This window comes from Chania multitudinisentens RB-25 (assembly GCF_000520015.2).
GTDB classification, from domain to species: Bacteria; Pseudomonadota; Gammaproteobacteria; order Enterobacterales; family Enterobacteriaceae; genus Chania; species Chania multitudinisentens.
In genome coordinates this window covers 1,150,055-1,165,631 of sequence record NZ_CP007044.2, presented here as the reverse complement: position 1 = coordinate 1,165,631, position 15,577 = coordinate 1,150,055, and the positions used below count along the sequence as shown (strand labels likewise).

General features: G+C 52.9%; 15 protein-coding genes. 7 read left to right on the top strand and 8 right to left on the bottom strand.

All coding sequences use genetic code 11. From position 1 onward, the window contains the following. Window positions 1–57 precede the first annotated feature (57 nt). The 6 genes from Z042_RS05085 to kdgK all read left to right on the top strand — a co-directional run bounded on the left by Z042_RS05085 (window position 58) and on the right by kdgK (window position 5,299). Complete coding sequence (locus tag Z042_RS05085) at window positions 58–759, top strand: hypothetical protein (RefSeq protein WP_024910636.1); 702 nt, start codon at window positions 58–60, stop codon at window positions 757–759. Then, complete coding sequence (locus tag Z042_RS05080) at window positions 756–1,184, top strand: hypothetical protein (RefSeq protein WP_024910637.1); 429 nt, start codon at window positions 756–758, stop codon at window positions 1,182–1,184. The genes Z042_RS05085 and Z042_RS05080 overlap by 4 nt, the downstream gene beginning before the upstream one ends. Before the next feature lie 140 nt (window positions 1,185–1,324). After that, window positions 1,325–2,278 (top strand): inner membrane protein YhjD, encoded by a 954-nt coding sequence (yhjD, locus tag Z042_RS05075; RefSeq protein WP_024910638.1) that lies wholly within the window; start codon window positions 1,325–1,327, stop codon window positions 2,276–2,278. 340 nt (window positions 2,279–2,618) lie between these two features. Then, the gene (locus Z042_RS05070; protein WP_024910639.1) at window positions 2,619–3,941 is read left to right on the top strand and encodes an MFS transporter; all 1,323 of its coding nucleotides are present in this window, start codon (window positions 2,619–2,621) and stop codon (window positions 3,939–3,941) included. A 61-nt stretch (window positions 3,942–4,002) separates the two neighbouring features. Beyond that, on the top strand, window positions 4,003–4,206 hold the full coding sequence (locus Z042_RS05065; protein WP_024910640.1) for a 2-hydroxymuconate tautomerase family protein: 204 nt from the start codon (window positions 4,003–4,005) through the stop codon (window positions 4,204–4,206). 160 nt (window positions 4,207–4,366) lie between these two features. Then, window positions 4,367–5,299, top strand: coding sequence for a 2-dehydro-3-deoxygluconokinase (kdgK, locus tag Z042_RS05060; RefSeq protein ID WP_024910641.1), 933 nt, complete (start codon window positions 4,367–4,369; stop codon window positions 5,297–5,299). An 88-nt stretch (window positions 5,300–5,387) separates the two neighbouring features. Here kdgK and ilvC read toward each other — a convergent pair whose 3' ends face one another. Next, on the bottom strand, window positions 5,388–6,863 hold the full coding sequence (gene ilvC / locus Z042_RS05055) for a ketol-acid reductoisomerase (RefSeq protein WP_024910642.1): 1,476 nt from the start codon (window positions 6,861–6,863) through the stop codon (window positions 5,388–5,390). Between the two features lie 154 nt (window positions 6,864–7,017). Between ilvC and ilvY the strand changes: the two genes are divergently transcribed. Continuing rightward, a complete protein-coding gene (gene ilvY, locus Z042_RS05050) occupies window positions 7,018–7,908 on the top strand; it encodes an HTH-type transcriptional activator IlvY (RefSeq protein WP_024910643.1) in 891 nt (296 codons plus the stop codon). A 229-nt stretch (window positions 7,909–8,137) separates the two neighbouring features. On the opposite strand, the gene Z042_RS05045 is transcribed toward ilvY, so the two are convergent. From Z042_RS05045 to ilvL, 7 genes are all read right to left on the bottom strand, one after another. Beyond that, window positions 8,138–8,839 carry a DUF2461 domain-containing protein gene (locus Z042_RS05045; RefSeq protein WP_024910644.1) on the bottom strand — a complete coding sequence of 234 codons (702 nt, stop codon included), beginning with the start codon at window positions 8,837–8,839 and terminating at the stop codon, window positions 8,138–8,140. A 21-nt stretch (window positions 8,840–8,860) separates the two neighbouring features. Then, complete coding sequence (gene ilvA / locus Z042_RS05040; protein WP_024910645.1) at window positions 8,861–10,405, bottom strand: threonine ammonia-lyase, biosynthetic; 1,545 nt, start codon at window positions 10,403–10,405, stop codon at window positions 8,861–8,863. A gap of 5 nt (window positions 10,406–10,410) precedes the next feature. Further along, window positions 10,411–12,261, bottom strand: a complete 1,851-nt coding sequence (ilvD, locus tag Z042_RS05035; RefSeq protein ID WP_024910646.1) for a dihydroxy-acid dehydratase — start codon at window positions 12,259–12,261, stop codon at window positions 10,411–10,413. 99 nt (window positions 12,262–12,360) lie between these two features. Then, a complete protein-coding gene (locus Z042_RS05030; RefSeq protein ID WP_024910647.1) occupies window positions 12,361–13,287 on the bottom strand; it encodes a branched-chain amino acid transaminase in 927 nt (308 codons plus the stop codon). A gap of 22 nt (window positions 13,288–13,309) precedes the next feature. Then, on the bottom strand, window positions 13,310–13,567 hold the full coding sequence (gene ilvM / locus Z042_RS05025) for an acetolactate synthase 2 small subunit (protein WP_024910648.1): 258 nt from the start codon (window positions 13,565–13,567) through the stop codon (window positions 13,310–13,312). Next, window positions 13,564–15,210: an acetolactate synthase 2 catalytic subunit gene (gene ilvG, locus Z042_RS05020; protein WP_024910649.1), complete on the bottom strand. Its 1,647-nt coding sequence runs from the start codon at window positions 15,208–15,210 to the stop codon at window positions 13,564–13,566. The genes ilvM and ilvG overlap by 4 nt, the downstream gene beginning before the upstream one ends. Before the next feature lie 142 nt (window positions 15,211–15,352). Then, window positions 15,353–15,451, bottom strand: a complete 99-nt coding sequence (gene ilvL / locus Z042_RS24795) for an ilv operon leader peptide (protein WP_071882789.1) — start codon at window positions 15,449–15,451, stop codon at window positions 15,353–15,355. Window positions 15,452–15,577: the final 126 nt, after the last annotated feature.

Below are 15,577 nucleotides of genomic sequence, written 5' to 3'. Positions count from 1 at the left end.
CGCATCGAACTGAAAGTGCAGTAATATTATTCGCAGACAGGACAGGGAGTCTTAAGGATGAGCAAACGGAGTGAAATCATTGACGGTTCACAGGCGGCCAGTGCCAGAGCTGGCCTAGTTTACACGGAAGTACTGGGTTGGCTTGATCTTGGTCATGCGAGAGGAGATGACATCAGGATACTGATGAAAAAAATCGACGCTGGTGAAGCAATGCGTGCGGATCGCTACGATATTACTTATGTTCAGTCTATGGTATCCCCATATCGGATCATCCGAGTAGGGAAGTTCATCAGGTGGCGTATCCGTAAGGGGCGCCCGTCTCACGAACGTAAAAGAATTGCGCTCGCTATGATGATGACAATGGCGCGGAGATTTGAGGTATTTCAGGGTTCATTCCCTAACAACATGGTGACTGATAGTGGATTCAGTGGTGAGGATTTAGTTTCCGATCTGTTGGGGTTTTATCGCGTGATTTCAATTCAAAATCCGTTTTCTATGCTACAGCCAGTTAGCAAAGAGGAGGCGCTTAAACGTTGGGATTATTACGGTAAAATCGGTTCCTGGAAAAATGAAACCTTCCGGCCACTGTTGTTCCCAGATCCTGAACGATTCCCCAACGCCAAACCACAATTAGGTCAGTTGCCTAACTTTATGCAGACCATTCAACCCTACCAAGATTGGAAGTCTGGAAACGTTACTATCGCAACCATGAACGGTTCTTTCATACAAGATGGGAAGAAAAGGGATCTGATGGTATGAAAAATCCACTTAAAGTCGTACTAACCATTATCGTCGTTATAGCGGGCGTGCTGACTTACTTCTGGCCAATGGTACAAATGCAACTGGCTGGCAGTGCTCACTACACCGAACAGGATAAAAATGAGTATGAATATTATACGCCTGACCTCCTGAAAAAAATGCCGAGAATATCTGAACGGTATGAATTTGATTTTTATAACGTGGCAGGCCCAGGGTCATTGGTATATTCGGTAACATTTTACAATACAAAGGATACCGGCAGGGTTAGTACTTATCTGACTTCTCTTGGCTACATGAAACAAGGTACCTGTTCAGTAGAGGGAGATTGTTGGAGTGGCAAAGATCCCACTGAAACCGTAATCGTTAGCGCGGTGCCAAAAATTAATGCAGTGATGGTACAAGTAGATAATTCACCACAATTTTAATCATGTCATAGCATCATTTTGATCGGGTGCCTTGCTATACCCTGTGCTGCTATCAAGGTTTTAAATCGCGCAATCTGCTTGGTATCATCACTGTGATACCCAATGGACTCCCTGTTTAAACCAAAAGGAATCGTGACGTAATGCCTACAGGATTGGATAAAAAACCCCGTCAGCCGCAGAATAAAACCCTCTCTGGCGTTGCTCGCCTGTTCGAACGTGTTAAAGCCTGGCCCAGCGTCACCCATCTGTTGCGTGCGACAGAACGTTTCAATGATCGCTTAGGAAGCCAGTTTGGTGCAGCCATTACCTATTTCTCCTTTCTTTCGCTGATTCCGATTCTGATGGTTTCATTCGCGGCCGCGGGTTTTGTGCTGGCTTCCAACCCGGATCTGCTGGCCGAGTTAATCAATAGAATCGTCAACAGCATTAGCGATCCGACGCTCGCCAGCACGTTGAAAAACTCGGTGAATACGGCAATCCAGCAGCGCACCACCGTCGGCCTGACCGGTTTGGCTTTAGCGCTGTATTCCGGTATCAGTTGGATGGGCAATCTGCGGGAGGCGATCCGCGCCCAATCACGTGATGTCTGGGAGCGTAATCCACAGGATCAGGAAAAAATTTACTTTAGATATGCCCGCGACTTTGTTTCTCTGATTGGCCTGGTGCTCGCCTTAATCATTACGTTGTCGTTAACCTCAATTGCGGGTTCCGCTCAAGCCACCATTGTGCATCTTCTCGGGCTGGACGGCATCGAATGGCTGCGGCCAGCGCTGACGTTGATTACGCTGTCTATTTCCATCTTCGCCAACTATCTGCTGTTTCTGTGGATCTTCTGGATGCTGCCCCGCCATAAACCGAAGAAAAAAGCCCTGCTGCGTGGCACGTTGATTGCCGCAATCGGCTTTGAGGTGATTAAGTTTGTCATGACCATGACGCTGCCGCAGGTAACCCGTTCTCCTTCCGGCGCAGCCTTTGGTTCAGTGATTGGACTGATGGCGTTCTTCTATTTCTTCGCTCGCCTGACGCTGTTCTGTGCCGCCTGGATTGCGACAGCACAATACAAAGAGGATAAAACTCTGCCACAGGTGAAGTGACTCCCACTCCAGAAACCACAATTTTATATCAGTTGTAACGTTATAACTGGTCTTTAACCTCTATTTAAACCCAATATCCAGCCTATTATTTCAAAATAAAATCAACCCTATGGCCGTTGTCAGCATAACGAACTCCCCATCACTTTTCTTCTCCCATTTTATAGCGGTTATCTCTCAATGATTTTAAATTCCCCATTTTTAAAACCAAACAAGAATTGAATATTAAAATATTATTCCTTTTAACGAGTTACTTGCCGAATTGTACAAAGTTCCGTCATTGAAAAGGTATTTTGCTATGACTAAGATGCATTTTTTAAAATACCAAATATAAGCAGCCATTATGCAAGCCTCCATCGCAACAACTCTGGGCGCCGAAGAAGCGTCCACGCCGGTTAACTCCCGGGGAAAAGTCATTGTCGCCTCGCTGGTCGGGACCGCCATTGAGTTCTTTGATTTCTATATTTACGCCACCGCAGCGGTGATCGTGTTCCCGCATATCTTCTTCCCGCAGGGCGATCCCGCCGCTGCAACGCTGCAATCGCTGGCTACCTTCGCCATCGCCTTTGTAGCCCGGCCCATTGGTTCTGCCGTGTTTGGTCACTTCGGCGATCGTGTCGGGCGTAAAGTCACTCTGGTGGCTTCGTTGCTGACCATGGGGGTTTCCACCGTGCTGATCGGCCTGTTGCCAGGCTATGAAACTATTGGGATCTTTGCACCCATCCTGCTGGCGCTGGCGCGCTTTGGCCAAGGGTTAGGCTTAGGCGGAGAATGGGGCGGGGCAGCCTTGCTGGCCACCGAAAATGCGCCGGCGCACAAACGTGCGTTGTATGGTTCTTTCCCCCAATTAGGCGCCCCTATCGGCTTCTTCTTTGCCAACGGCACCTTCCTGCTGCTCTCCTGGCTGCTAACCGAGCAGCAATTCATGACCTGGGGTTGGCGCGTACCGTTTATCCTTTCGGCAGCACTGGTGCTGATTGGCCTGTACGTGCGTGTTTCGCTGCATGAAACCCCGATTTTTGCCAAAGTAGCCAAAGCGGGCAAACAGGTGAAAATCCCGCTTGGTACTTTGCTGAGCAAACATCTGAAAGCCACGATCCTTGGCACCTTCATCATGTTAGCCACCTATACGCTTTTCTACCTGATGACCGTTTACTCCATGACATACGGCACCACGCCACAACCACTGGGATTAGGTTATTCACGCAATAGCTTCCTGTGGATGCTGATGGTAGCAGTGATTGGCTTTGGTGTTATGGTGCCCATCGCGGGGATGCTGGCTGATGCCTTTGGCCGCCGCAAAACCATGATTGTTATCACCCTGCTGATGATCGCTTTTGCTTTCCTGTTCCCCAGTATGCTGGGCTCTGGCAATCAGGTCTTGGTCATGGCCTTCCTGCTGTGTGGCCTGAGCATCATGGGCCTGACTTTCGGCCCAATGGGTGCGTTGCTGCCGGAGTTATTCCCAACCGAAGTACGTTATACCGGGGCTTCTTTCTCGTATAACGTGGCTTCAATTCTGGGTGCCTCTGTCGCTCCGTATATCGCCACCTGGCTGGCAACCTATTACGGGTTGTTCTACGTTGGCCTGTACCTGGCGGCCATGGCCAGCCTGACGCTGATCGCATTACTGCTGATGAAAGAAACCCGCCACCAAGCGTTGTAACCCTTTCCCAGCCCCTGTTTGCCGGGGCTGGTTGTCATAAACTGTAAAAAGAGAAAAAAAGATGCCCTACGTCAATATCAAAATTACCCGTGAAGGTGCTACTACAGAGCAGAAAAAACAGCTGATCGTCGGTGTCACCCAGTTGCTGGTCGATACGTTAGGTAAAAATCCAGCCACTACCGTGGTGGTGATCGAAGAAGTTGAAACCGATAATTGGGGTATCGGCGGCAAAAGCGTGACTGACCTGCGCGCCGCCGCCAAATAGCCTGTCATCCCCTGATGAACGACGGGAAACCTTATGTTTCCCGATCGGGATCATAAAATAATTAAAACGATGTTTTATTTTTATTGACTCACCCTTCCCTTGCGTTGAGACTGGATGCATTCGCATCAATCAGACTCATTCTTCAGTCACAGGGATTATCATGAACAGCAAAAATCTCGCCGTCATCGGCGAATGCATGATCGAACTGTCGCAGAAAGGCGCAGATCTCAGCCGTGGATTCGGTGGTGACACCCTCAACACCGCTGTCTATATTGCCCGCCAGGTGCCACAGCAAGCATTGAACGTCCATTATGTTACAGCACTCGGTACTGACAGTTTCAGCCAGGAAATGCTGCACGCCTGGCAACAGGAACAGGTAAAAACCGATCTGATTCAGCAATTGGAAAACAAACTGCCAGGGTTGTATGTGATCGAAACCGACAGCACCGGTGAGCGTACTTTCTATTACTGGCGTAACGACGCCGCTGCCCGCTACTGGTTAGACGGCCCGCAGGCGGAAAGCCTGTGTGCGCAACTGGCACAGTTTGACTACCTGTATCTTAGCGGCATCAGCGTGGCGATCCTCAATCCTGCCAGCCGGGCAAAACTGTTGACCTTGCTGCGCCAATGCCGGGCCAACGGCGGCAAAGTAATCTTTGATAACAACTATCGGCCACGCCTGTGGCAAAACAAAGACGAAACCCAGCAGGCTTACCGCGATATTCTCTCTTGTACTGACATCGCTTTCCTGACCTTGGACGATGAGGATTTGCTGTGGGGCCAACTGCCGGTTGAGCAGGTGGTGAGCCGCACGCGCGACTTTGGCGTGAGTGAGATCGTAATCAAACGTGGCGCGGATTCCTGCCTGGTATTCAGCGCGGAAGGGGCAACCTATGACGTGCCAGCGGTTAAGCTACCGAAAGAAAAAGTTATTGATACCACCGCTGCCGGAGACTCATTCAGCGCTGGTTATCTGGCGGTACGCCTGACCGGAGGCGATGCGGTCAGCGCTGCACAGCGCGGCCATCTCACTGCCAGCACGGTGATTCAGTACCGCGGTGCCATCATCCCACGTGATGCCATGCCGCAGTGATTTCGCTGCCAATAAGAATGCAAAAGGCCAGCGACGATGCTGGCCTTTTGATTGGGCTCAATACGATGAGCCCCTACGATTTTAGCGCTTAACCGGCTACCGCAATACGCTTCATATCGGTCATGTAGCCGCGCAGCTTGCGGCCCACAGATTCGATTGGGTGGTTGCGTACCGCTTCATTCACGTCGCGCAGTTGCGCGTTATCAACGGAAGTACCCGCCACAGATTTACCCAGATCGCCCGCCTGCAAAGTCTTCATGAAATCTTTCAGCAATGGCACTGCCGCGTTGGCGAACAGATAGTTACCGTATTCCGCCGTATCCGAGATCACCACGTTCATCTCATACAGACGCTTACGCGCGATGGTATTGGCGATCAGCGGCAGCTCGTGCAGTGATTCGTAGTAAGCAGATTCTTCGATAATGCCGGAATCCACCATGGTTTCGAAGGCCAGCTCAACGCCCGCTTTCACCATCGCCACCATCAGCACACCATTATCAAAGTATTCCTGCTCGCTGATTTTACCTGCAAACTGTGGTGCGTTTTCGAAGGCCGTTTTACCGGTTTCTTCACGCCAGGTCAGCAATTTCACGTCGTCTTCGGCCCAGTCGGCCATCATGCCGCTGGAGAATGCGCCGGAGATGATGTCGTCCATGTGTTTCTGGAACAGCGGAGCCATGATGCCTTTCAACTGCTCAGACAGCGCGTAAGCACGCAGTTTGGCCGGGTTGGACAGGCGATCCATCATCAGGGTGATACCGCCCTGCTTCAACGCTTCGGTAATGGTTTCCCAGCCAAATTGAATCAGTTTTTCTGCATAGGCAGCATCGGTGCCTTCAGCTACCAGCTTGTCGAAGCACAGCAAAGAACCCGCCTGCAACATACCGCACAGAATGGTTTGCTCGCCCATCAGGTCAGATTTCACTTCTGCCACGAAGGAAGACTCCAGCACGCCCGCACGGTGGCCGCCAGTGGCCGCTGCCCATGCCTTGGCAATCGCCATGCCTTCGCCTTTTGGATCGTTTTCCGGGTGAACGGCGATCAAGGTCGGCACACCGAAACCACGCTTGTATTCTTCGCGTACTTCAGTGCCTGGGCACTTAGGCGCTACCATCACCACGGTGATGTCTTTACGCACTTGCTCACCCACTTCTACAATGTTGAAGCCGTGGGAGTAACCCAGTGCTGCGCCGTCTTTCATCAGCGGCTGTACTGCGCGCACCACAGAAGTGTGCTGTTTGTCTGGCGTCAGGTTAACCACCAGATCGGCCTGTGGGATCAGATCTTCGTAAGTACCCACTTTAAAGCCGTTCTCGGTGGCTTTGCGCCATGAAGCACGTTTCTCTTCAATGGCTTCTTTACGCAGCGCATAGGCCACATCCAGGCCGGAATCACGCATGTTCAGGCCTTGGTTCAGACCCTGCGCACCACAGCCGACAATCACCACTTTTTTGCCTTTCAGGTAACCTGCTTCATCAGCAAATTCGTCACGCGCCATGAAACGGCACTTGCCCAATTGCGCCAACTGCTGACGCAGGTTTAATGTGTTGAAATAGTTCGCCATGGTTTACTCCGGTAAGAGGTGATGTTCATTCCCCGCTCTGTTTACGCGGGACAGATTGTGTTCAATGTATAACAGGAATTGCGTTGCTTAAATTGATATATTACGAATGTGATATTGCAATTTATGCAACACTTTCGCTGCGAGCGTACTGATTATGGATTTACGTGATCTAAAACTGTTCCTGCATCTTGCTGAAAGCCGTCACTTTGGCCGCACTGCCAAAGCGATGCACGTCAGCCCATCCACGCTTTCCCGCCAGATCCAGCGGCTGGAAGAAATTCTTGGGCAACCGCTGTTTCTGCGCGACAACCGCACCGTACAGCTGACCGATGCCGGTGAACAACTGAAAGTATTTGCTCAACAAACGCTGCTGCAATATCAGCAGCTAAAACATGCACTTGGCCAGCACGGCCCTTCGCTGAGCGGCGAACTGCGGCTGTTTTGTTCAGTCACCGCCGCCTACAGCCACTTACCACCGATTCTGGATCGTTTCCGCGCCCAGCATCCGCTGGTTGAAATCAAGCTGACCACCGGCGATGCCGCCGATGCGGTGGATAAAGTGCAGTCCAACGAGGCCGATCTCGGCATTGCCGGGCGGCCAGAAACGCTGCCCACCAGCGTGGCATTCACCCAGATCGGCGAGATCCCACTGGTGCTGATTGCCCCAGCCCTGCCGTGTGCGGTGCGCGCTCAGGTCTTTGCCGAGCAGCCTGATTGGGCCAATATTCCGTTTATCCTGCCGGAACATGGCCCTTCTCGCAAACGTATTGAGCTGTGGTTCCGCCGCCAGCGCATTACCAACCCGCTGATTTACGCCACCGTTGGCGGCCACGAAGCGATTGTTTCGATGGTCGCCCTCGGCTGCGGCATCGCACTGATCCCCAGCGTAGTGGTAGATAACAGCCCGGAACCGGTGCGCAACCGGATTTCAACGCTGGACAACATTTCCATGGTCGAGCCGTTCGAACTGGGCGTTTGCGTGCAGAAAAAACGCCTCAACGAACCGCTGATCGAGGCGTTTTGGCAGTTGCTTTACCCCAAGTAATTCACGTTAAACCAATCGCACTACGGTTTAATGCCCTATGGATTTCAAATTGTAGCCAGGCGGCAAGCGAGCACATCCCCAGGAGCTTACTCAAGTAAGTGACTGGGGCGTGTGACAAATCTGCCGGGGGCAGATTTGAACGCTGCTTGCAGCGGCCCCAGAGGGGTGAGGCCCTGGATGGGCCGAATAACCCAGCCAACAACGCTACAGTTTGAAAGACGACGGGCATTCATAAGTCAGCGGGATCGACCTGCTTCATCGCTTCAACCTGCATCAGCCAGTGATACAGTGGTTCAAGCTGCTGGAAACCCTGCGCCAATAAGGAAATCAGCTCAGCGCTGAACAGCTTTTCCACCTGGCTGTCGGTCACCATCACCGCAAAGGACTTGCGGTTGTACCAGGTGGCGATCTCGGGAGCCTGCTCTTTGACCAGCGGGCGTTTATAGCTTTCCCCCACCAGTTCAAACGGGGTGCGGCAGCAAGCCGCCACCTCTAAAAATGGCTGTGGCCGCTGCCGCAGAGTATGGCGAAACAGATCCATCGTCGGTTTGTTAGCACTGTAATAACCCAATCCGTAACGCAGCATGTCTGGCCCCAGCTCAAAGAAATACACCGGCGCATCTTTCCAGTCTTTGCTTGGCCGTTTGAACGTCAACCACATACGGCTGCGGTAGCGCGATTTGTCATGGGAAAAACGCGTATCGCGATGAATGCGCGACAGCGTTTTACCAATCGCCGGCCGAATCTCGAAATAGGGATCGATAGCCAGCATCGCCGGGCTCAGTGCATCCACCAGCGCACGGAACGGCGTTAACAGCTCACGATCATACACATCACGGTTCGCCTCAAACCATGCTTTGTCGTTCTCAATCCGCACCTGCTGGAGAAAATTCAGCCCTTGCTGACTGAAGCCGCTGAACTCATTAGCCATACGCTGTCCTTGTCGCTGATTTCAACCTTGCAGGAAGAAACGGAATGACGGGTTGTGGGTTTCATCATGGCAATCGTAGCCCAGCGCCGCCAAATGTTGCTCAAACTCCGGTTCGGTCTGCGAAAGCTCAAAACCTGCCAGCACGCGGCCAAAATCCGTGCCGTGGCTGCGGTAATGGAACAGGGAAATGTTCCAGTGAGTCCCCAAGGTTTGCAAAAATTTGAGCAAAGCACCCGGCGACTCTGGGAATTCAAAACTGTACAGGCGCTCATGCAACGGTTTCGACGGCCGCCCGCCAACCATGTAGCGCACGTGCAGTTTCGCCATTTCGTCATCGGACAGATCCACCACCTGATAACCACCGCTGTTCAGCTCGTTAATGATCTCCAACCGCTCGGCACGGCCGCGCGTTAAACGAACACCGACGAAGATGCAGGCATGATCGGCATCGGCGTAACGATAGTTGAACTCAGTAACCGCACGGCCACCCAGCAGTTGGCAGAACTTCAGGAAACTACCTTTCTGCTCTGGGATGGTTACCGCCAGCAGCGCTTCACGCTGTTCACCCAGTTCACAACGTTCAGAAACATAACGCAAACCGTGGAAATTCACATTAGCCCCGGAAAGCACATGCGCCAACCGTTCACCCTGAATATTGTGCTGCTTCACGTATTTCTTCAACCCGGCCAGCGCCAAAGCACCTGAAGGTTCGGCAATTGCCCGCACGTCTTCAAACAAATCCTTTACCGCTGCGCAGATCGCGTCGCTATCAACGGTGATCACATCATCAAGATACTCGCGGCACAGGCGGAACGTTTCGTCACCGATGCGTTTTACCGCCACGCCTTCGGCAAACAACCCGACCCGGGCCAAATCTACCGGCTGGCCCGCATCCAGCGCCGCACGCAGGCAAGCCGAATCCTCTGCTTCTACGCCGATCACTTTGATCTGCGGCATCAACTGCTTGATCAGCACCGCAACACCCGCCGCCAATCCACCGCCACCGACTGGAACGAAAACCCGATCCAGATGCGCATCCTGTTGCAGCAGCTCCATGGCCAACGTGCCCTGCCCGGCGATCACCATCGGGTGATCGAACGGCGGCACAAAGGTCATCCCCTGTTGCTGTGCAAGCGCGATTGCCTTGGCTTTGGCTTCGTCGAAGTTGGCGCCGTGCAACAGCACTTCGCCACCAAAACTGCGCACCGCATCCACTTTGATATCCGCCGTGGACACGGGCATCACGATCAAGGTTTTGATGCCCAACCGGCTGCCGGAAAATGCGACACCTTGGGCATGGTTACCCGCAGAAGCGGTGATCACACCACGGGCTTTCTGTTCTTCATCCAGGCTGGCAATCATCGCATACGCCCCGCGCAGCTTGAAACTATGCACCGGCTGACGATCTTCACGCTTCACCAGAACGGTATTACTCAAACGTGAAGAGATCTTGTCCATCGCCTGTAACGGGGTGACCTGAGCCACCTCGTAAACCGGCGAGCGGAGGACCGCTCGCAGATACTCTGCGCCACAAGGGGCATCAGATAAGGGAAGGGATACCGCCATTGGTGTTAGCCCCCCAGCTTGCTTTTATCACGAACTGCGCCTTTATCAGCGCTGGTAGCCAACGTCGCATAAGCGCGCAGCGCATAAGAAACCTGGCGTTCACGGGCTTTCGGTGTCCAGGCTGCGTCACCGCGTGCCAGTTCCGCTTCACGACGGGCAGCCAGTTCGCTGTCTGGCACATCCAGGGCGATACCACGCTGCGGGATATCAATAGCGATCATATCACCGTCCTGCACCAGGCCAATCAGGCCGCCACTGGCCGCTTCCGGTGAAGCATGACCGATAGACAGACCAGACGTACCACCGGAAAAACGGCCATCGGTGATCAGCGCACAGGCTTTGCCCAACCCCATGGATTTCAGGTAAGTGGTTGGATAGAGCATTTCCTGCATGCCCGGCCCGCCTTTCGGCCCTTCGTAGCGGATCACTACCACATCACCAGCAACCACTTTACCGCCGAGGATCGCATCTACTGCATCTTCCTGGCTTTCATACACTTTGGCCGGGCCACGGAAGATCAGGCTGTCTTTATCCACACCGGCGGTTTTAACGATACAACCGTCTTCTGCCAGGTTGCCATACAACACTGCCAAACCGCCGTCCTGGCTGTATGCATGCTCACGCGTGCGGATACAGCCTTCCTGGCGGTCGGTATCCAGCGAATCCCAGCGGCAATCCTGTGAGAATGCCTGCGTGGTGCGAATGCCCGCCGGGCCAGCGGCGTACATCTTTTTCACCGCATCGTCTTTGGTCAGCATCACATCATAGGCTTCCAGCATTTGTGGCAGAGTCAGCCCCAACACGTTGCCGACATCGCGGTTCAACAGCCCGGCGCGATCCAGCTCACCAAGAATACCGATTACACCGCCAGCACGGTGCACGTCTTCCATATGGTATTTCTGCGTACTTGGTGCCACTTTGCACAGATGCGGCACTTTACGCGACAGGCGATCGATATCCGCCATGGTGAAATCAACGTCACCTTCCTGCGCCGATGCCAACAGGTGCAATACGGTGTTGGTGGAACCGCCCATGGCGATATCCAGCGTCATGGCGTTTTCGAACGCCGCCTTGTTGGCGATATTACGCGGCAATGCGCTTTCATCGTCTTGTTCGTAGTAACGTTTGGTCAACTCAACAATGCGCTTACCGGCATTGAGGAATAGCTCTTTACGATCGGCGTGAGTAGCCAGCAGCGAGCCGTTACCCGGCTGCGACAGGCCGAGCGCTTCGGTCAGGCAGTTCATCGAGTTGGCGGTGAACATGCCAGAACAGGAACCGCAGGTCGGGCAGGCGGAACGTTCGATTTGTGCGCTATCATCATCACTGACGTTCGGGTTAGCCCCTTGGATCATGGCATCAATCAGATCCAGCTTGATGATTTTATCAGACAGCTTAGTTTTGCCAGCTTCCATCGGGCCGCCGGAAACGAAGATCACCGGAATGTTCAGGCGCATCGCCGCCATCATCATCCCTGGCGTGATTTTGTCGCAGTTGGAAATACACACCATCGCGTCGGCGCAGTGGGCATTCACCATGTATTCCACCGAGTCAGCGATCAGTTCGCGCGACGGCAGGGAGTACAGCATGCCACCGTGGCCCATGGCGATACCATCATCCACGGCAATGGTGTTGAACTCTTTCGCCACGCCGCCAGAGGCTTCGATCTGTTCAGCAACCAGCTTGCCCAAATCACGCAGATGCACATGGCCAGGGACAAACTGGGTAAAGGAGTTGACCACCGCAATAATCGGCTTGCCGAAATCGGCATCGGTCATTCCTGTTGCGCGCCATAATGCGCGGGCACCCGCCATGTTACGGCCATGGGTGGTAGTGGCGGAACGGTACTTAGGCATGCTTTTTTTCACTCCAATGTATGCTTTTTTACAGGCGGCGAACGCACCGCCTGTTTAGATATCTTCATCTTACAAAATCTGTTTCAGTAAGCAGCAGATTTATTGATTCACCGGGTCCAACCAGCCATATTTGTCTTCGGTTTTGCCGGTAAACAGGCCAAAGAACGCCTGCTGGATCTGCTTGGTAACCGGGCCACATTTGCCAATGCCCACCTGGATGCCATCAACGCTGCGCACCGGGGTAATTTCCGCCGCGGTGCCAGACATAAACACTTCATCGGCCAGATACAGAGATTCACGGGAAAGAACCTGCTCACGTACTTCAAAACCCATATCCTTCGCCAGCTTGATGATGGCGTCGCGGGTAATGCCCGGCAACGCAGAAGACGTGAATGGCGGGGTGAACAGTATGCCATCTTTCACTTCAAACAGGTTTTCCCCGGCCCCTTCAGAGATATAGCCGTGAACATCCAGCGCAATGCCTTCCTGATAGCCGTGGCGGCGTGCTTCGCTGCCTACCAGCAGGGAGGAAAGATAGTTGCCCCCCGCTTTAGCGGCGGTTGGGATGGTGTTTGGCGCAACACGCTGCCAAGAAGAAACCATCGCATCGATACCTTGTTCCAGCGCCTCTTCGCCCAGATATGCGCCCCAAGGAAACGCAGCGATAATCACGTCGGTTTTATAGCCGGGTGGTGGATTCACGCCCATTCCCACATCACCCACAAACACCAGCGGGCGAATATACGCGCTGACCAGATTGTTTTTACGCAGTGTGGCGCGGCAGGCTTCCATCAGTTCATCAATGCTTTGCTCAATCGGCATGCGGTAGATTTTGGCCGAATCATGTAGACGCTGCATGTGTTCACGGTGGCGGAATACCACCGGGCCCAGATGGGAGTCGTAGCAACGTACCCCTTCAAATACCGAAGTACCATAATGCAGCGCGTGTGACATTACGTGTACCTTGGCATCGGCCCAAGGAACCATCTCACCATTAAACCAGATATAATCGGCTTTCTTCGTCATTGTTCCATTCCTTGTGGCGCAATCAGGCGCGTATTTGTTGTGATAGTTGTTGTTGAACCTCAACGCTGGAAACATCCATCAGCTTACTTAACTGTGATGACAGTAAATCCACAGAGCGCTGGCTGGCAACGGTCAATTCAATATTAATATCGTTGGCATTCATGCCCGTAGCCATATTCATAGCGCAAACCTGGAAGCCACGGTGGCGCACCACGCGCAATACGCGCTCCAACATTTCGGGGCGGAAACGGGCCTGGATCGAGAGTTGATGCTGCATCATGATACTTTCTCCAACATAGTTTCGTTACCTGCGCCCGGCGGCACCAGCGGCCAGACGTTCTCGAGTTCATCAATGGAAACCTGCAACAGATAAGGCCCTTTGCTGTTGAGCAAAGCATCGAGCGCGTCTGCAACCTGATCTTTACGGGTAATGCGCTGGCCAGGGATACCGAAAGCGCTGGCCAGCATCAGGAAATCGGGGTTATCGGAGAGATTGGTTTCGCTGTAGCGCCCGTCGAAAAACAACTGCTGCCACTGGCGAACCATCCCTAAACGCTGGTTATCCACTAAAACAATTTTCAACGGCAGCTGTTTGCGTTTTATGGTGCCCAGTTCCTGAACATTCATCATGAAGGAACCATCACCAGATATACAAATTACCATATCATCAGGGCGTGCCATCTGGGCACCTACCGCCGCAGGTACACCAAAACCCATCGTTCCCAACCCACTGGAAGTAAGGAAGTTCTCTGGCCGATCAAAAATCATATGTTGCGCCGCCCACATCTGGTGCTGACCCACATCGGTCGTCACGATGGTATTGGCTGGCTTGCGCTCGGACAATTGTTTCAATAACAACGGCGCGTAAATTAACTGGCCTGGATGATCGTAGCGCCAGGCATGGGTTTCTTTCAGTTCAGCCACCCGTTGCTGCCAAGCGGCAATGTTTAACGGTTGCTGTAATGCTGGCAGCAGGGTTTTCAAATCACCACGCAGAGCGACATGCACCTGCCGCAGTTTACTCATTTCCGCCGGGTCGATATCCATATGAATGACCTTAGCATGCGGAGCAAACGCGTTCAGTTTGCCAGTAACACGGTCATCAAAACGCGCGCCCACGGCGATTAACAGATCACATTCCTGCACCGCAAAATTAGCTGCTTTGGTACCGTGCATCCCCAGCATACCGAGATAGTACGGATGGTGGGCATCCGGTGCACCTAGCCCTTTAAGGGTAGATACCGTAGGCATATGGGTGACCGCAATAAACTCACGCAACGCCGCTACTGCCTGCGCCATCCCGACACCGCCACCGATATACAACATCGGCTTTTGTGCCTGAGCCAACAACCGCTGTGCCTGAGCTAACTCGGCAACTGGGTGTTCAAGCTCTTCTTCTACCGGTGTCAGGTGAGGCGGCAAATCCCCCTGCGCCAACTGAATGTCTTTCGGGATATCGATCAATACCGGGCCTGGGCGGCCACTGGTGGCAATAGCGAAAGCTTCCGCCATAATACCTGGCAACGCTTCCAGTGATTCCACCAGAAAACTGTGTTTGGTGCAGGCCAGAGACAACCCCAGAACATCGACCTCCTGAAAAGCATCAGTACCAATAAGCGCAGATCCCACTTGGCCAGTGATGGCGACAACCGGTACTGAATCCAACAACGCATCCGCCAGACCGGTAATCAAATTAGTGGCACCAGGGCCGGAAGTGGCGATACACACACCAACTTTACCGGTAGCACGGGCGTAGCCAATAGCGGCGATTGCCGCTCCTTGTTCGTGGCGGCATAACAGATGTTCTACCCCACCATCATACAACGCATCGTAGACTGGCATAATCGCGCCACCTGGATAGCCGAATACGGTATCCACCCCCTGTGCACACAACGCCTGAACTACCCACTGAGCACCATTCATGGTTATTTATCCGCCTTACTGCGTGAAATGCAGGACTTCATTCCGTTACTCATTCTCTGCTCCTCATTTTGCTTTTCTCTTGGCATAAAAAAACCCCCGGACCTGACGGTGCGGGGGTTCTCTTGCGATTCCGGCTTGTTTTCTAAGCCTTTATTCGTTCAAGTGCAGCCCCGCACGGTGGAATAATAATCACCACCACGCTAATCACGACTAGGCTAATCACTTGGGTAAAGGCTTTCATAATCGGTTTGTTCACTGTGCTTATGTCGAACTAATGCCTACAGAGTTACCATAGCAGCGGGTGACATGACAACACTTTTTTTGCGTTATTTTTCGTCGCAGCCTGGTCATACCTCATACAAACTGC